This window comes from Mycoplasma feriruminatoris, from assembly GCF_000327395.2.
Lineage (GTDB): Bacteria > Bacillota_I > Bacilli_A > Mycoplasmatales > Mycoplasmataceae > Mycoplasma > Mycoplasma feriruminatoris.
On the sequence record NZ_CP091032.1, the window covers coordinates 157,590 to 175,786 of the forward strand.

The window sequence follows — 18,197 nt, forward strand, 5'->3', positions numbered from 1 at the left end:
TATGACTGATTTAGATATTAATGAAATAGAAGCTTACAACACTAAAAAAATGGGTTGGATTGAATTAATCACAGGTTGTATGTTTGCTGGAAAAACTGAAGAATTTATAAGACGTTTAAGAGTTTTAAGTTATGCTAAAAAGAAAGTATTAGCTTTTAAACCAAGTATTGATAATAGATATTCAGTTGAAAACATTACTTCACATTCAGGAAGTAAATTAGATTCTTATTTAGTTAAATCAAGTGATGAAATTAAACAAATAGTTAATAAAGAAAATCAAATTCAACAAGTTGATGTAATTGGAATTGATGAAGTACAATTCTTTGATGAAAATGTTGTTGATGTGATTGAAGAATTAGCCGATCAAGGAATTATTGTAATTGTTAATGGATTAGACAAAGATTTTAGAGGTCTGCCATTTAAAAACGTAGATAAATTACTAGTAAAAGCCGAGTTTGTTACAAAACTAAGAGCAAGATGTCATTTGTGTGGAAGTTTTGCAAACAGATCTCAAAGAATAGTGAATGGAAAACCTGCTTTATGAGATTCACCACTAATACTAGTTGATGGAAAAGAAAGTTATGAAGCAAGGTGTAGAAATTGTTTTATAGCTCCTAAAAAGGAAGTGTAATTATGAATGCTAAAACATATGAAGCATTAGAAACAATGCAAAAAAGATTAGTTCAAATTCAAAAAGATCTAGAAGATGAAAATACTTTAAAAGATATTAAAAAATTTACTGAACTAAACAAAGAAAAAGCAAGTTTAGAAGAAGTTGTTGAAAAGTTTGTTGAATATAAACAAGCTGAAAATCAAATTAAAGAAGCAAAACATATTTTAGAAAATGAAAAAGATCAAGAACTAATTGAACTTGCAAAAATTGAATTAGATGAAAATTATTCTAAAACCGAATCACTACAAAAAGTGATTGAAGAATTATTATTACCAAAAGATCCAAATGATGATAAAAACGTTATTGTTGAAATCAGAGGAGCTGCTGGTGGTGATGAAGCTAATATTTTTGCAGGTGATCTTTTAAGAATGTATAAACTTTATGCTGAAACACAAAATTGAAAAATCAATATTTTAGAAGCTAGCTTAGGTGAAGCTGGTGGATATAGTCAAGTTGTGTTTATGATTAAAGGTGATAGAGTTTATTCTAAATTAAAATTTGAATCTGGTGCTCATAGAGTACAACGTGTGCCAAAAACTGAAGCAAAAGGAAGAATTCAAACTTCAACTGCAACTGTTGCTGTTTTACCTGAAATGAGTGAAGTTGAAATTGATATTAAACCAGGTGATTTAAGAATTGATACTTATAGAGCTTCTGGTGCTGGTGGTCAACACGTTAATACAACTGATTCAGCAGTAAGAATTACACATATACCAACTGGAATTGTTGTAACTAGTCAAGACGGAAGAAGTCAACACGATAATAAAGATGTAGCGATGACAATGTTAAGAGCAAAAGTTTATGAAGCTGAAGTTGAAAAACAACAAGCTCAAGCTGATGCAACTAGAAAAAATGCTGTAGGAACTGGTGCTAGATCTGAAAAAATTAGAACTTATAATTACCCACAAAACCGTGTAACTGATCATAGAGTTGGCTTAACTTTAAATAAATTAGATCAAGTTATGGAAGGTAATATTGATGAATTTATTATTGCTTTAATCAATGAAGAACAACGTCAAAAAGTAGCACAACAATTAGAAGAAAATAATGAATAAGACTATTTTTAATGTTTTAAAACAAATACAACAAACTAACATCAGCTTAAACAAGGCTGATGTTTATCATATTTTAGAACATATTTTAAATAAAGATTATCAATGAATAATTAGTAATTTAGACTATTTACTAACAAAAAGACAAGTTTATAAATTAGATCAAATCTTAGAATTATTAAAACAAAATTATCCATTAGCTTATATTTTAAAAAGTAAGTATTTTTATTCATATAAGTTTTTTGTAAATAAAGATGTTTTAATTCCTAGAAATGAATCTGAATTAATGATTGATTATGCTAGTGAATTTATTAAAAATAATGATGATTTATTAATTGTTGATCTATGCACTGGTAGTGGGTGTTTAGGTATAAGTTGTGCTTTATTAAATCAAAAAAATAAAGTAATTTTAACTGATATATCTTATAAAGCTTTAAAAGTAGCTAATAAAAATATTAAGAAATTTAATTTAACTAATACTAGTTGTTTATCTGGTAATTTTATTGATGTTTTAATTAAAAATAATTTAAAAGCAAATCTAATAATTTGTAATCCCCCATATATTGATATAAATGATAAAAACCTAGATAAAGACGTAGTTAATTTTGAGCCAAACATTGCTTTATTTGCACCAAACAACGGTTTATATTTTTATGAAGTTTTAATTAAAAATATAGATAAAATAGTTGATACTAACAAAAACTTTTTAATAGTTTTAGAATTTGGATGATTACAAAAAGACTCAATTGAGCAATTATTAGTTAATAATTGTTTAAAATATAAGTATGAATTTAAAAAAGATTACAATGGTTATTGAAGAAATTTAATTATTAAAAATTTTTAAGGATGAATATGTATAAAAACAAGAACTTTAAAATTAAGATAATAAATAATAAATTTTCAATGAGAATTAAAGATATTGATCCAAAAGTTGAACAAAAAAATTCTTCAATTTATTTAAGATCAATTTTAGGATTAATAGTTTTTTTATTAGCTTTATTACCTTTTTATGCTTATTTACATTTAATTTTTAAACATGAATCTTTAAGTTTTTATTTTGCAAATTATCACATTATTTCAAAGTATTTAAACCTACCAAGTAAATCTCAAATCTGAGGTCTTGCAATTAGTGCTTTAGTAACAATGGTGATTGTAATAACGATGTTTATCAGTTTTAAAGCATTAGTAAGTTTGTCAAATAATAAAAGATATAAACAAACGATTATTGCTTTGATTATTATTTTTGGAATTTTAACTATTTTATTTCAGGGAATTTCTCAATATTTTTATGGGTATTTTCAAGACTTTTTTAACTATCAAGTAATTACTGGATTAGAAAATAAAATTAGTGATTTTAAAAAAATAACAACCCAATTTATAGAATTTGAAAAAAACACAAGCAGTATTTATAACTGAATTGATGTTAATAATATTTGATGAATTATTTTTGTACAAATCTTTTTAATGTTTGTTACAAGTATTTCACTACAAAACATAACTTTTTTTGAATATGAAGAAAATACTGAAGACAGATACATTAATTATTTTGTTCAAAAAAACAAAGTAATTAATCATACTAGAATTAAATTATATGTAAATAATATATTTTCTTTTACAGATAAAACTTTATCTAATTGATTAATTGTTTTAGTATTAATGATTTGTTTTCCAATATTAATTTATATAGTTTCAATTTCAACAAGAGGTAGTGAAAAGTCTTTAATTTATTGAACACACCAACTACCTAATTTATTAAAAGATTATCAAAATTGAAACACAATATTTGATCAATATAAAAATCAATTAAATCTAAATAAAAGTAGTCCTTTATTAATACTATCTTTTCCAATTATTTTTTTAGGGATTGTTTTATCAACTGTATTATTTTTATTAACTATTTCAATTAGAGCTCAAAAATCATCACAATTAGTTTTAAGAACTAAGTTTATATTATTATCTATTTTAATGTTTTTATTAATATTAAGTGTTTTTATTTCTCAACTAGAATTACATAAACTTTTAGTTTCTTGAAATACTTATAAAGATGATCAAATTATTGGATCTACATACATACAAAACATTAAAAAAATCACAGGAAATAAAGTATTTAATAATATTGATCAAAAGTTATTCTTTTTAAATCATATTGATAAAAAAATTACTTCAATCTTTAATGATCGTTACATTATAAGTGTATGTACTACTTTTTTAGTAGTTCCAACTATTACTGGATTTTGTATTATTTTAAAAGGAATGTTAGACAAAAGACTAGCAATAGATTTTGTAAGAAATGAATTTAAAAATAAGAAATTATTTAGAAAATAGGATTTTATTATGTTAACAGATATAAAAATAAATAAAGCTATAGAGTTATTAAAAAATAATCAAATCATAATTTTACCAACTGATACAATCTATGGACTTTCAGCAGTTTATAGTTTAGAAAATCAAATTAGAGTAAATCAAGTAAAAAATGCTGATATTACTAAACCTTTAATTGTTTTAATTTCTAGTTTAGATCAATTAGATAATTTAGATATTACTGATTTAAGTGATAAAGATTATTTATTAAATGATGAACCTACAACTGTTATTTTTAAAACTAAAAGTTCAAGTATGGGTATAAGATTAGTTAAAAGAGATGATATTAAAAAAATAATAAATACAGTTGGTCCAATTATTTCAACAAGTGTTAATTTACATAATAATAAACATTTAACTAAAGAAGTTGATTTAATTAATTTTAATCAAAATATAGAAGTGTTTTTTGACAATGAATTAAATAATAAACCTTCAAAAATCTATAGTAGTATATTAAAAAAATATTTAAGATAAAAGATTTTTATACCATATTAATAAATAAAAATCTATAGGTTTTTAACAATTAGGTAATTCTAAAAACTATAAAATTGTGATATATTTATATTGAATAAAAAGGAACTAAAGCATATGAACTCACATAGTTTAGTATTTAACTACAGAGATAATAAACACTTTTTACAAGAGATGCACACAATCATTAAAAAAAGAGGGCCAAAGACTTTTGAAGAGTGAATGGTTAATAATAATTTTGATTCAGCTTATATTCCAGTAACTATTGTTAATGAAAGAAATGGTGTATTAGCAGTTAGTGGTTTTATTAAAAGTAAGGCAATCATTAATAAAACTGTTTTAAATACCATTTTACTAACTAATACATTTACAAAATCAAAAGAAAGCAATCCTATGATGGTTGATGAACTAATCAAAGGCGTTGTTACAAAATATGAAAATATTTCAGATTTTATTTATACTTTTTCAAATGTAGAAAATGATGAAGTTTTAATAAGAAATGGTTTTAAAAAAATTAAAGAATATACTTATTTTATGCAATGAGATCCTAACAAAGAAGCAAAATTAAGTGTTTTAAAAAGATTAGATTTAGATACTAATCAAGCTGATTTTGAATTTGTTAAAGATGAATTATTTCATAGTAGTAAAAACAATTCTTTATTTTATATTAGAGAAGATGGGGCTCTACCGATTTATAGTTTATTAAAGTACTATAGAAACAATGTTTTTTATATTACTAATTTAGATGCTATTGTTATTTTTTCAATTAATAATAAAACATTCCAATTAATTGGGTTGTATTCAAAAAACGAAATTGATGTTTTAGAACTTTTAGATGCAATTGTACCTAAAGGCATTTCATTAATTGAGTTTTACTTTGTACCAAACATTAAAAACAAATTTGTTGTTAAAGAATTAAGAAAAGTTTTAGTTGCTGATTGTCAACATAGATCATTTTTATATGTAAGACAAAGCACAACTAATTTAGAAGCTTCAAAATTTGTTATTCCTTTATTAAACAGATTAAAATAGCTATTAAATATTAATAATTAAATAGGCTTATAAAATAAAGCCTATTTTTTTATAAAATAAAAGTAATTTAGGAAAAAAGAAAATGAAGAAAAAAATTGTTAAAAAAAACTTAGCTTTAGTTAAAAAGAAAAGACTGTTTTTAGATTTTTTAAAAAATAATAAATTAGAAGATGTTTATTTAAAAAATCATGACTTTAATAAAAAATCAAATATTTTATTAAATAATTTTATTATTATTTTAAAAATTCATAACTTAAATTATAAAAATTATTGGGCAAATATTTCTTTTATGAATTTTTGTATTTATTATCTTTATCACAAATTTTATAAAAGTTTATCTGATCAAAAACTAGATCAAATTAATAAAACAATTAATAAAATAGCTAAAAATAGAAAATATAATAGTTTAGAAATTAATTATGAAAAACAATTAATTGATATTGCTAAACAATATGAATTTAAGTTTTCAAATGAGTTTATAAATACTTATTTTAATAATCATCAAATTTATAATTATATTAGTAATAGTTTTAGTTTAATGTTTGAAGATGATAAAAAGACTTTTGCTTATAGTTATTGTTATTGATTAATTTTATTTATTTATATTAAAAAATATTTAAGTTTAGAATTAGAAAATAAATATTCTTATAGTTTGTTTAATTTAGAAATGATTTGTAATGATCATTATATTAAAAACATAAGACAATTAACTTTAAATTACTTTAATCTTTTAATTATTAAAAACAATAAATGAATTAGTAAATTAGATGTTAAAAGGAATAAAAAATAATGAAAAAACCAGTAGTAACAGTTTTATCTTTAATTTTTATGTTTGGATTAACAATTTTTGGTTTATTGTTGTTAAACATTTACTTTTTTACTTGACCTTTAATTGGTTTTGCAATATTTCACTTTTTATCTTGAATCTGAGCTTTTATAGTTTTAGCTGATAAAAAAAGAAGATTTGAAACAAGAATTAGATGATTTTGTTTTATTGTTGTAGTTCCTATTATAGGAGTTTTATCTTATTTATTTTTTGGTAGATCTTATAAATATAAAATTACAAAAAACTACAAGTTTTTAGAAATCCAAAATAAACATTTAGAAAATGAATTAGAACAAATTGATCAAATTTTAGTTACAAAAATACCTCAATTTAAACGTGCTTTTAAAACAGCTTCTATTTCTCAAACAAACAACATTTTTTTAAACAGTGAAGTTGAGTTTTTAGAAAATGGTAATCAATTATTTTTAAATTTATTTAGAGATATTAAAAATGCTAAACATTATATTTTATTAAATTTTTATATTTTTAAAGATGGTAAATTATTAGATCAATTAACTAATTTATTAATTAAAAAGTTAAAAGAAAATGTTAAAGTATTTATTATTTATGATTTTGCAGGAAGTTATACTTTATTTGAAGAAGCTAGAATTAAGTTAGTAAAATATGGATGTCAAATAGTTAGTTATGCTCCAGTGAGATTTCCATTTATTAAATGAACTGCAAATTATAGAGATCATAGAAAAGATGTTGTTATTGATAATAAGATCGGATATATTGGTGGAATTAATATTGGTGATGAATATGTTAATTTAGATAATAAGTTTGGTTATTGAAATGATTGTTCTTTAAGAATTACAGGTAATGCTGTTAGTGAAATTCAACGTATTTTTATTAGTGATTATGATTTTTATAAACCAAGTTTTAAAAAAAGTTCAATTAAAGATCAATTAGATTTAAATAATGTTTATCCAATTAAAACAAAAGATCAATTAGTTCAAATTGTTTCAAGTGGTCCAAATCATGAAGAACCAATTCATTTATCTATTTTTACTAATTTAATTAACTCAGCACAAAAAAGAATTTGAATTTCAACACCTTATTTTATACCACCTCAAGAAATTAGAACAGCTCTAATTAATGCTGCTAATTCTAAATTAGATGTAAGAATTTTAATTCCAGGTTTAACTGATAAAGCTTTTTTATTAGATCAAACAAAACAATGAACTAGAGAATTATATAAAGCTGGTGTTAAGATTTATTCTATTAATAATGTGTTTAATCATAATAAGACTTATATTTTTGATGATGAAATTAGTTTTATAGGTTCAACAAATCTTGATTTTAGAGCTTTATTTGCTGATCAACAAACAATGGGATTAATTTATTCTAAAAAACTAAATAAAACTATTTCTAAAAAGTTTGAACAAGATTTTAAAAATAGTTATTTATATGATCATTTACCAAATAAAAACATTAATTGATTTAGAAAATTAGTTATTAAAATCTATAATATTATTCAACCTTTACTTTAAAAATTTGATGTTTTTAATAGTATTAAAAATTATTTTTTTATTCTTATGATTTTATTGAATTTAATTTATTTTTGTATATAATTTAAAACGTGTTAATTCAATACACTCGGAAATGTGAAAGGAGGAAAACAAATGCCAACAATTAACCAATTAGTTAAAGTTAACCGTAAAGCAAAAACATGAAAAACTAAAGCTCCAGCCTTAAACAGAGGGATTAATACTTTAATTAAAAAAGTTACTAAAATTGCATCACCTCAAAAACGTGGAGTATGTACGCGTGTTGCAACAATGACACCTAAAAAACCTAACTCAGCCTTACGTAAATACGCTCGTGTTAGATTAACAAATGGAATGGAAGTTAATGCATATATTCCAGGAGAAGGACACAACTTACAAGAACACAGTGTTGTTTTAATTCGTGGTGGACGTGTTAAAGACTTACCTGGGGTTAGATATCACGTAATTAGAGGTACTTTAGATACTCAAGGTGTAGCAAAACGTTCTCAAGGACGTTCACTATATGGAGTAAAAAGACCTAAAGTTAAAAAATAATAAACCTAATTAATAAGTGTGTATGTGAATTAAAAAGACACATTAAAAGTAGCATATTTATATTAAAAAGAAAGGAGTTATTACCATGCGTAAAAATAGAGCAGAAAAAAGAGATGTTTTAGCAGATCCAATTTATAATTCTAAATTAGTTACTCGTGCAATTAATAAAATTATGTTAGATGGTAAAAGAGGAATTGCTCAGTCAATTATTTATGATGCATTTAATATAATTAAAGAAAAAACTAATAAAGAACCAATTGAAGTATTTAATAAAGCTATTGAAAATATTAAACCTCACTTAGAATTAAAAGTTCGTCGTATTGGAGGAGCTAACTATCAAGTTCCTGTTGAAGTTTCAGCTGAAAGACAAATTACATTAGCATTACGTTGATTAATTAATTATGCAAGATTAAGAAACGAAAAAGTTATGACAATCAAATTAGCTAATGAAATTATTGATGCATCAAATAATATTGGTGGATCAGTTAAAAAACGTGAAGATACTCATAAAATGGCAGAAGCAAATAAAGCATTTGCTCATTACCGTTGATAATTAGAATAGAAAGGAAAATTAGCAAATGGCTAGAGAATACAGTTTATTAAATACTCGTAATATTGGTATTATGGCTCATATTGATGCTGGTAAAACTACTACTACTGAACGTATTTTATTTCATACTGGAAAAATTCATAAAATAGGTGAAACACACGAAGGTGCTTCACAAATGGACTGAATGGCTCAAGAGCAAGAACGTGGGATTACTATTACATCTGCTGCTACAACTGCATTCTGAAAAGACACAAGATTTAACATCATTGATACTCCAGGTCACGTGGACTTTACTGTTGAAGTTGAACGTTCATTAAGAGTTTTAGATGGTGCTGTTGCTGTTTTAGATGGTCAATCTGGTGTTGAACCACAAACTGAAACTGTTTGAAGACAAGCAACAAATTATAGAGTTCCTCGTATTGTTTTTGTTAATAAAATGGATAAAACAGGTGCTGATTTTATTTATTCAGTAAAAACTATTGGTGATAGATTAGGAGCTAAAGCTGCTCCAATTCAATTACCAATTGGTGCTGAAGAAAACTTCACAGGAATTATTGATTTAGTTGAAATGAAAGCTTATGAGTTTGATGGAAAACCTGAAGAAAATTACAAAGAAATCGAAATTCCAGCTAACTTATTAGATCAAGCTAAAGAATTAAGAGCACACTTAGTTGAAGTTGCTGTTGAATATGATGAAGAATTATTAATGAAATTCTTAGATGGTCAAGAAATTAGTATACCTGAACTAAAATCTGCAATTAGAAAAGGTGTAATTAATGCTGACTTTTTCCCAGTATTAGCAGGATCAGCATTTAAAAACAAAGGTGTTAAATTATTATTAGACGCTGTTGTTGATTACTTACCATCACCACTAGATATTCCATCAATTAAAGGAATTTTACCAACTGGTGAAGAAGTTGAAAGACATGCTGATGATCAAGAACCATTTTCAGCACTAGCTTTCAAAGTTATGACTGACCCATTTGTTGGAAAATTAACATTCTTTAGAGTATATTCAGGAATTTTAACTAAAGGTAGTTATGTATTAAACTCAACTAAACAACAAAAAGAACGTGTTGGACGTATTTTACAAATGCACGCAAACAACCGTACTGAAATTGAAGAAGTTTATTCAGGAGATATTGCTGCAGCTGTTGGGTTAAAAAATACTACAACTGGTGACACTTTATGTGATGAAAAAAATGAAATCATTTTAGAATCAATGGTGTTCCCTGAACCTGTTATCCAATTAGCATTAGAACCAAAAACTAAAGCTGACCAAGAAAAAATGAGTATTGCTTTATCAAAATTAGCTGAAGAAGATCCAACTTTTAGAACTTATACTGATGATGAAACTGGACAAACAATTATTGCTGGTATGGGTGAATTACACTTAGATATTATTGTTGACCGTATGAAACGTGAATTTAACGTAGCAACTAATGTTGGTGCTCCACAAGTTTCATATCGTGAAACTATTAAATTACCAGGAAGAGCTGAAGGTAAATACATCAAACAATCTGGAGGACGTGGTTCATATGGACATGTTGTTCTTGAATTTGAACCAAACAAAGACAAAGGATTTGAATGAGTTGATAAAATTACTGGAGGACGTGTTTCAAAAGAATACATCAACGCAGCTCGCGTAGGTTTAGAAAACGCTTTAAGAAACGGAGTTATAGCAGGATATCCAATGATTGATGTTAAAGCAACAATCGTTGATGGATCAATGCATGAAGTTGACTCAAATGAAATGGCATATAAAATTGCTGCTTCAATGGCTTTAAAAGAAGCTTCAAGAAAAATGAACCCTGTTGTTTTAGAACCAATTATGAACGTTGAAGTAACAGTTCCAGATGAATATTATGGAGATGTTATGGGAAATATTTCTTCAAAACGTGGAATGATTGAAGGTTCAGAACAAAGAGGAAATGCTCAAACAATTAAATCTAAAGTACCATTAACTGAAATGTTTGGATACGCTACTGAATTACGTTCATTTACTCAAGGACGTGGAAATTACACTATGATATTTAGTCATTATGCAGAAGCTCCAAAGGCAATTGCAGATGAAATTATCAAAAAATCAGGTAAATAATTTTTTTGAATTAAGTATTTAAAAAGTGTAAAATATATAATAGTATAACCGCCCCAAAAAGGGGCAGACAAAATAGTAGAAATACATCTATTATTCTTGATTTGTATAGAAATTTTAAGGAGAAAAAAACATGGCAAAAGAACAATTTGACCGTAGTTTACCTCACGTTAATATTGGAACAATTGGACACGTTGATCATGGTAAAACTACATTAACTGCTGCAATTACTAAAGTTTTATCTGAACAAGGTAACGCAGAATTCAAAGATTATGCAAATATTGATAATGCCCCAGAAGAAAGAGAACGTGGTATTACAATTAACACTGCACACGTTGAATACAAAACTGCTAATAGACACTATGCACACGTAGATTGCCCAGGTCACGCTGACTATGTTAAAAACATGATTACTGGAGCTGCACAAATGGATGGAGCTATTCTAGTTGTTGCTGCAACTGATGGACCAATGCCTCAAACTAGAGAACACATTCTATTATCAAGACAAGTTGGAGTTCCAAAAATCGTTGTTTTCTTAAACAAATGTGATATGGTTGAAGACGATGAAATGATCGATCTAGTTGAAATGGAAATTAGAGATCTATTAACTGAATACGACTTTGATGGAGAAGGAGCACCAGTTATTAGAGGTTCAGCTTTAGGAGCATTAAATGGTGATCCAAAATGAACTGGAGCAATTAATGAATTAATGGCTGCAGTTGATGAATACATCCCAACTCCACAAAGAGATGCTGACAAAACTTTCTTAATGCCAGTTGAAGACGTATTTACAATTACTGGACGTGGAACTGTTGCAACTGGACGTGTTGAACGTGGAACTGTAAAAGTAAACGAAGAAGTTGAAATCATTGGATTAAAAGAAGAACCAACTAAAACAGTTGTTACTGGATTAGAAATGTTCAGAAAATTACTTGACTTTGCTGTAGCTGGAGATAATGTTGGAGCATTACTACGTGGTGTTGACAGACATTCAGTTGAACGTGGACAAGTTTTAGCAAAACCAGGAACTATTAAACCACATACTGTATTAAAAGCATCAGTTTATGCATTAACTCAAGAAGAAGGTGGACGTCACAAACCATTCTTTAACAAATACCGTCCTCAATTCTACTTCCGTACAACTGACGTTACTGGAGAAGTTACTTTACCAGAAGGAACTGATATGGTAATGCCTGGTGATAATGTTGAAATGGAAATTCAATTAATTAAACCAGTTGCTGTTGAAGAAGGAACTAAGTTCTCTATTCGTGAAGGTGGAAGAACAATTGGTGCTGGAACAGTTATTTCAATTGTAAAATAATTTATTTAATAATTTCAAAAGAACTAGGGTACATCTAGTTCTTTTTTTATTTTCTAAAATTGATTTTTTTAACTTGTTATAAAATAAAAAATAATTTTTTCTATATAAAATATATTCGTGTATAGAAAGGTAAAAAGAATGAAAAAATTACTAGATTTTAGAAAAGCTAAAGAGAGTAACTTACACGAATTTTTTTCAAAATTTGCTAAATCTATTTTGACATTTGTTGCTCTTTTACCTGCAGCTGGACTAACTATTATTTTAGGTAAAATAATAGGTCCTTTAGGGTTAGGGCAAATTAAAGCTTCTGCTAAAGTTTTTAACCAAATTGGTGGTGTTATTGAAACTGTTGGTTGATCAGCTTTTACTCATATGGGTTTATTGTTTGCTGTTGCTATTGGTGGAACTTGAGCTAAAAATAGATATGGTGGATCATTTGCAGCTGCATTTGCCTACTTTATCTTATTAGCTGTTGGTTCTTCAATGTTTATAACAAGAACAACAAAAGATGGAGAATTACAATTCTTAAACTACATTTTAGGTAGATGAGAAAAACACTCACTATTTTTCAGCAGCCAAGAAGGTGTTATGTCAATTAGATATGATGCAATTGGTGGAATTATAATGGGATTTGTTGGAGCTACTATTTATAACAAATACTACAACTTTAACAAATTACCTCAAGCATTATCATTTTTCAATGGTGCAAGATTTGTTCCTTTTATGGTAATTATTATTGTATTACCAGTTTCAGTTGGTATTGGATTAGTTTGACCATTATTTCAAACTGTAATTAACCATTTAGGAAACTTCTTTGCAAAAGAACAAAAACTAAAATTCTTAGCTCCATTCTTATATGGAACTTCAGAAAGATTATTATTACCATTTGGATTACACCACATGATTACAATTCCTATGAATTATAGTCAATTGGGTGGAAATGTTGATTTTACAAGTGCTACTCAATTTACTAACACAACACCTGAAAAAGCAGAAGTTATTGCAAAATTTTTCCAAAGTTTTGAAAATAAAGAAGCTTTACAAGCACAAGGACAAGAAAAAATTTGATTAAGCTGAATTACTGCATTAGGTAATGTAAAAAGTGGATGAGCAGATTATGCTAAAACACATAATAACGTTAACGGTTTAACTATGCAACAAGCTTATGAAATTGTTTTAGATTCAGTTGTACCAGTTAGATTTAAAGTTGGACAAATGATTACTTCATCAGGATCATTAGTTGGTGCTGGGTTAGGTATGGCATTTGCAATTCCTAAAGAAAAAAGAGCTAAATATTCTTCAATTTATTTCTCAGGATTAGCAGCATGTCTATTAACTGGAGTTACTGAACCAATTGAATTTATTTTCATGTTCTCTGCTCCATTATTATATGTTTTACATGCAGTTTTAACTGGAATAGCATTTGGAATTAGTGACTTTATTCCAATGAAAATTCATGCATTTGGTGGAATTGAAACTTTAGTAAAATATCTATTTGTATTTGGTCCTACTTCAATTAGTGGAATTGGATTAAAAGGTATTTTATGAATTCAAGGACTATGATTATTATTAGTAACAATAGCATTTGGTGGAATTTATTTTGCAGTATTTTACTTCTTTACTAAGAAATTCAAACCAGCAATTCCTGGATTTACTAATGATGAACCAACTACAACAAGTGAAGAAAAACAAGAAACTCAACAAGTCAAAAAAGAAGAAATGAAATCTGATGAAACTATTAATACAATAGTTAATTTATTGGGTGGATTAGATAATTTAGATGATGTTGATGCATGTATGACTAGATTAAGAGTTAAAGTTAAAGATAAAGCTAAAGTTGATAATAAATTTAAAGAATTAACTGGAGCTGTTGGAGTTTTAAATAAAGGTACTTCACTTCAAATAGTTTATGGTCCAAAAGCTGATATTTATAAAGGTGAAATTTTAGAATTACTAGAAAGAAATAAAGATGCCAAAGCCAAATAATATTACTAGTGAAATGTTAGAATATTCATTTCCTATAAAACAAAGAATTTTTGATCCAAAAAATGAATATTGAATAACTACTAAAGTTTCAGATTTATGAACTAGTAATAATACTTTATTTATTGAAATTACTTTTTCAAATTTACAAAAAGCAACATTTCAAATTCAACTTTTTGAATCTAATATTATTAATTTAAAACTTTCACAAAGATCAATTACTAATTTATTTAATGAGCATTTAAATCCTAATTTAAAACAACAAAAAATTAGTTTTACTAGAACTGATAAAGAAGTTATTATTGATTTAGAAAATAATGAAAAATTAATTTTTAATGTTAATCCATTTGTATTAAAAATAGTTGATAGTAATAATAATATTAAAACTAGAACAACACTAAGAAGTGGATATCAATTTTTTGAAGGATTTATTAATCCTAATCTAGGAATTGAAATTAATAAAAACAAAGAACAAAGATTTTTTATGTCATTTGATATAGAAAATGATGAAAAATTCTATGGTCTTGGTGAAAAATTTAGACCTTTTTTAAAAAATGGAGTTGAATCAGTAATTTGAAATACTGATAATTCTTGTGTAACTAATAATGATCTAGCTTATAATGGATTGCCTTTATTATATTCAACAAATAATTGAGGATTTTTAGTTAATACAAGTAGTAAAACTACATTTGAAATAGGCTCACCAACAACTGATATTCTATCTTTTAAAGTTGATCAAGATTATTTAGATTTATACTTATTTTCAAATCAAAGTTTAAAAGAATTAGTTTCTAGTTATACTTTATTAACTAATAGAATTTCAAAAGTTCCAGATATTGGATATGGAGTTTGATTAAATAGACTTTATTATCATAATTATGAAGAATTATTTGAAGCTATTAGTAAAGTAAAAGAATTAAATTATCCATTAGATGTAATTACTTTAGATCCAAAATGATTAAAAAATAGATATACAAAAAGTTGTAATTTTGAATATAATACTGATGCATTTGGTGATTTTAAAAAACTATTTTCTGATGTTAAGAAAAATGGTTTAGAGATGTGTTTTTGAATTAATCCATATATTCAAAATGATGGATTAGAAAATTCAAAATATCTATTTGAAAATGATTTATTAGTAAAATCAGTTAACGGAAGTTATGCTCACGTTTGAACAGGAACAGAAACTTATCAAGAAAACAACTATATAATTGATTTTACAAACCCAAAAGCTTATAACTGATATAAAGATCAAATTAAAAAACTATTTAAATTAGGTTTAAGATTTGTAAAACCAGATTATGGAGATGGCTTACCAGAAGATGCTATTTTATATAATGGTTATAAAGCAAAAGATTTCAAACAATATTTTATGTATTTATATGTTAAATGTTGTTATGAAGCTGGTGAAGAATTTTTTGGAACTGGTAGAAATGTTGTAGTAAGTCGTCCAGGTTATATTGGAACTCAGAAATTTGTTGGTAAATGATCTGGAGATAGTATTACAAGTTTTAGTGATCTAAAAAATCATCTACAAGCTGGTTTATCTTTAAGTTTAGCTGGTGAAATAGTGTGAGGAACTGATATTGGTGGATTTGTACAATCTAGTGATTTTAGTTTAGACTTATATAATCGTTGAACTCAATTTGGAATGTTAAACACATTTTCAAGATATCATGCACTTGGTAAAAGAGAACCTTGAAGATTTGATAAAAACACATTAGATAATTCAATTAAATGAGCAAAATTCAAAAAAACTTTACTACCTGAGTTTAAAGTTTGAGAACATGTTTCAATTACTAAAGGTTTACCAATTTTAAGACCTATGGTATTAGAAAATCAGAATAATAAAATTGCTAGATTAATTGATGATCAATACTATATTGGAGAAAATATTTTAATATGTCCTATATTAAAACAAAACTCAACTAATAGAGATGTGTTTTTACCAGAAGGTAATTGATATAGATTAGATGATAAATCAAAAGTATATCAAGGAAATAGTTTATATAATTTTGACGTAGCTTGAGATGATATTTTAATATTTGTTAAAAATAATTCAGCTATTTTAAGATTTGATAATGGTAGTTATAACTTTAAAGATATTAAAGATCAAACTATTGTTGTTGATATTTATGGAAAAGTTGAAAATTTAGAATATCAATTTGAAATAGATGAAATTACAAATAAACTATTTATTAAAAATAACCAAGTTTCATATGATTCAAAACATAAGTTCATTATTAAATAAAACAAAACTGAACAATTTTATTTAGATAATTGTTCAGTTTTTTTATTATGTGTTTAAAGGTGTAAAATTATATATTAGTATTAAAACCAACACATTTAATATTAATTATTAGATATCTTTAAGTGTTATTATATATTTGAGAATTAAAGGAGATATATATGATTAAATTTAATGACAAACAAGAAGAACTAACATTAGTTTGTTTAACTGAAGTTAATGATAAACCATATGTAGTAGATGCTGATTTATCAACTTCATTTATTAGTGAAGATAAAAAAATCTACATGGTAATTAAAAAAGATAATAAATGTTTAAAAACAAAAATTAGAAATGCTTTTAAAAAATTTGTTTCAACTAATAAATTTAATATAAACGTTGATGTTGATTCATTTTTAGTATTTTTTGATAAATGTGGATGCAAAAAAGATGCTATTGAAGCTATTTATGAATCAATTGCTTTTGAAACATTTGATAAAGTAAGTTATAAAAAAGATACTAAACCAAATGAAGTAGTATATAACTTATTAACTAGTGAAGATGTTAAAGAATTAGAACACAAAGAAGCAATTAAAATGGAATTTGTAAACTTTGCAAGAACTTTACAAGACACTCCACCAAACATTGCAACAAGTGAATATTTAGCAAACCAAGTTGTTAAAAAAGCTAGTGAAATTGAAGGTTTAAAAGTAACTGTTTTAGGTAAAAAAGAAGCTACTGAACTAGGAATGAACTTATTTTTAGGAGTTAATGCTGGATCACCATATCAACCACAAGCTGTTGTTTTAGAATATGTTGGAGATGCAAATGAACCTAAAAAAGCATTAGTTGGAAAAGGAATTACTTTTGATAGTGGTGGGTATAACTTAAAACCATCAAGTGCTATGGAAGGTATGAAATTTGATATGTCAGGAGCTGCTATTATGTTATCAACTGTAATGGCATTAGCTAAAATGAAAGCTAAAGTTAATATAGTTGGAATTGGTATGTTTACTGATAATAGAATTGGATCAACTGCTACTTTACCTCAATCAGTATTAAAATCAATGAATGGATTAACTGTTGAAATTGATAATACTGATGCTGAAGGAAGATTAGTTTTAGCTGATGGAATTACTTATGTAATTAGAGAAAAACAAGCAACTGAAGTTTGAGAAGCATCAACTTTAACTGGAGCTATGGTAATTGCTTTAGGAAGCTATGCAACTGGAGTATTTACAAATTGTGATAAAAGATGAGAAATGATTTCAAATGCTTCACACAAAACTAGTGAAAGAGTATGAAGAATGCCTATCTTTGATGAACATTTAGAAAAAGTTAAATCAGATAGTGTAAATGCAGATTTAACTAATGCTGCTAAAGGAAGAGAAGCAGGAAGTTCAACTGCTGCTGCCTTTTTAAATGCCTTTGCTGAAGAAAAACCATTTGTTCACTTTGATATTGCTGGAACTGCTGATAAAGCTGGTAGAGGTCAAGCTGTTCTAGTAAGAACATTATTTGAAATCTTTAACAGATAATTAAAATTTAATTTTTAGTAATA

15 protein-coding genes are annotated in these 18,197 nt (G+C 25.8%); all 15 read left to right on the plus strand.

The genetic code is table 4. The features are described 5' to 3' along the window. The first annotated feature begins 1 nt into the window (after window position 1). A complete protein-coding gene (locus D500_RS00660) occupies window positions 2-631 on the plus strand; it encodes a thymidine kinase (RefSeq protein ID WP_008362376.1) in 630 nt (209 codons plus the stop codon). 2 nt (window positions 632-633) lie between these two features. Further along, window positions 634-1,728: a peptide chain release factor 1 gene (gene prfA, locus D500_RS00665; protein ID WP_008362377.1), complete on the plus strand. Its 1,095-nt coding sequence runs from the start codon at window positions 634-636 to the stop codon at window positions 1,726-1,728. Further along, window positions 1,721-2,569, plus strand: coding sequence for a peptide chain release factor N(5)-glutamine methyltransferase (gene prmC, locus D500_RS00670; RefSeq protein ID WP_008362379.1), 849 nt, complete (start codon window positions 1,721-1,723; stop codon window positions 2,567-2,569). Before prfA ends, prmC begins: the two co-directional genes overlap by 8 nt. Window positions 2,570-2,577: 8 nt before the next feature. Beyond that, the gene (locus tag D500_RS00675; protein WP_008362380.1) at window positions 2,578-4,050 is read left to right on the plus strand and encodes a hypothetical protein; all 1,473 of its coding nucleotides are present in this window, start codon (window positions 2,578-2,580) and stop codon (window positions 4,048-4,050) included. A 9-nt stretch (window positions 4,051-4,059) separates the two neighbouring features. Continuing rightward, on the plus strand, window positions 4,060-4,560 hold the full coding sequence (locus D500_RS00680; protein ID WP_008362382.1) for an L-threonylcarbamoyladenylate synthase: 501 nt from the start codon (window positions 4,060-4,062) through the stop codon (window positions 4,558-4,560). 114 nt (window positions 4,561-4,674) lie between these two features. Next, on the plus strand, window positions 4,675-5,589 hold the full coding sequence (locus tag D500_RS00685) for a hypothetical protein (protein ID WP_008362384.1): 915 nt from the start codon (window positions 4,675-4,677) through the stop codon (window positions 5,587-5,589). Between the two features lie 82 nt (window positions 5,590-5,671). Continuing rightward, the gene (locus D500_RS00690) at window positions 5,672-6,379 is read left to right on the plus strand and encodes a hypothetical protein (RefSeq protein WP_008362386.1); all 708 of its coding nucleotides are present in this window, start codon (window positions 5,672-5,674) and stop codon (window positions 6,377-6,379) included. Continuing rightward, on the plus strand, window positions 6,379-7,908 hold the full coding sequence (cls, locus tag D500_RS00695; RefSeq protein ID WP_008362388.1) for a cardiolipin synthase: 1,530 nt from the start codon (window positions 6,379-6,381) through the stop codon (window positions 7,906-7,908). The genes D500_RS00690 and cls overlap by 1 nt, the downstream gene beginning before the upstream one ends. Window positions 7,909-8,040: 132 nt before the next feature. Next, window positions 8,041-8,460, plus strand: coding sequence for a 30S ribosomal protein S12 (gene rpsL, locus D500_RS00700; protein WP_008362393.1), 420 nt, complete (start codon window positions 8,041-8,043; stop codon window positions 8,458-8,460). An 85-nt stretch (window positions 8,461-8,545) separates the two neighbouring features. After that, window positions 8,546-9,013: a 30S ribosomal protein S7 gene (gene rpsG / locus D500_RS00705; RefSeq protein WP_008362394.1), complete on the plus strand. Its 468-nt coding sequence runs from the start codon at window positions 8,546-8,548 to the stop codon at window positions 9,011-9,013. Between the two features lie 25 nt (window positions 9,014-9,038). Continuing rightward, entirely contained in the window at window positions 9,039-11,108 is a 2,070-nt protein-coding gene (gene fusA / locus D500_RS00710) for an elongation factor G (protein WP_008362396.1), read from the plus strand. 130 nt (window positions 11,109-11,238) lie between these two features. Next, window positions 11,239-12,426 carry an elongation factor Tu gene (tuf, locus tag D500_RS00715; RefSeq protein ID WP_008362398.1) on the plus strand — a complete coding sequence of 396 codons (1,188 nt, stop codon included), beginning with the start codon at window positions 11,239-11,241 and terminating at the stop codon, window positions 12,424-12,426. A gap of 138 nt (window positions 12,427-12,564) precedes the next feature. Beyond that, window positions 12,565-14,412, plus strand: coding sequence for a PTS transporter subunit EIIC (locus tag D500_RS00720; protein ID WP_008362400.1), 1,848 nt, complete (start codon window positions 12,565-12,567; stop codon window positions 14,410-14,412). Continuing rightward, window positions 14,396-16,660: a glycoside hydrolase family 31 protein gene (locus tag D500_RS00725; protein ID WP_008362402.1), complete on the plus strand. Its 2,265-nt coding sequence runs from the start codon at window positions 14,396-14,398 to the stop codon at window positions 16,658-16,660. Before D500_RS00720 ends, D500_RS00725 begins: the two co-directional genes overlap by 17 nt. 158 nt (window positions 16,661-16,818) lie before the next feature. Continuing rightward, on the plus strand, window positions 16,819-18,174 hold the full coding sequence (locus D500_RS00730) for a M17 family metallopeptidase (protein ID WP_239759459.1): 1,356 nt from the start codon (window positions 16,819-16,821) through the stop codon (window positions 18,172-18,174). Window positions 18,175-18,197 lie beyond the last annotated feature (23 nt).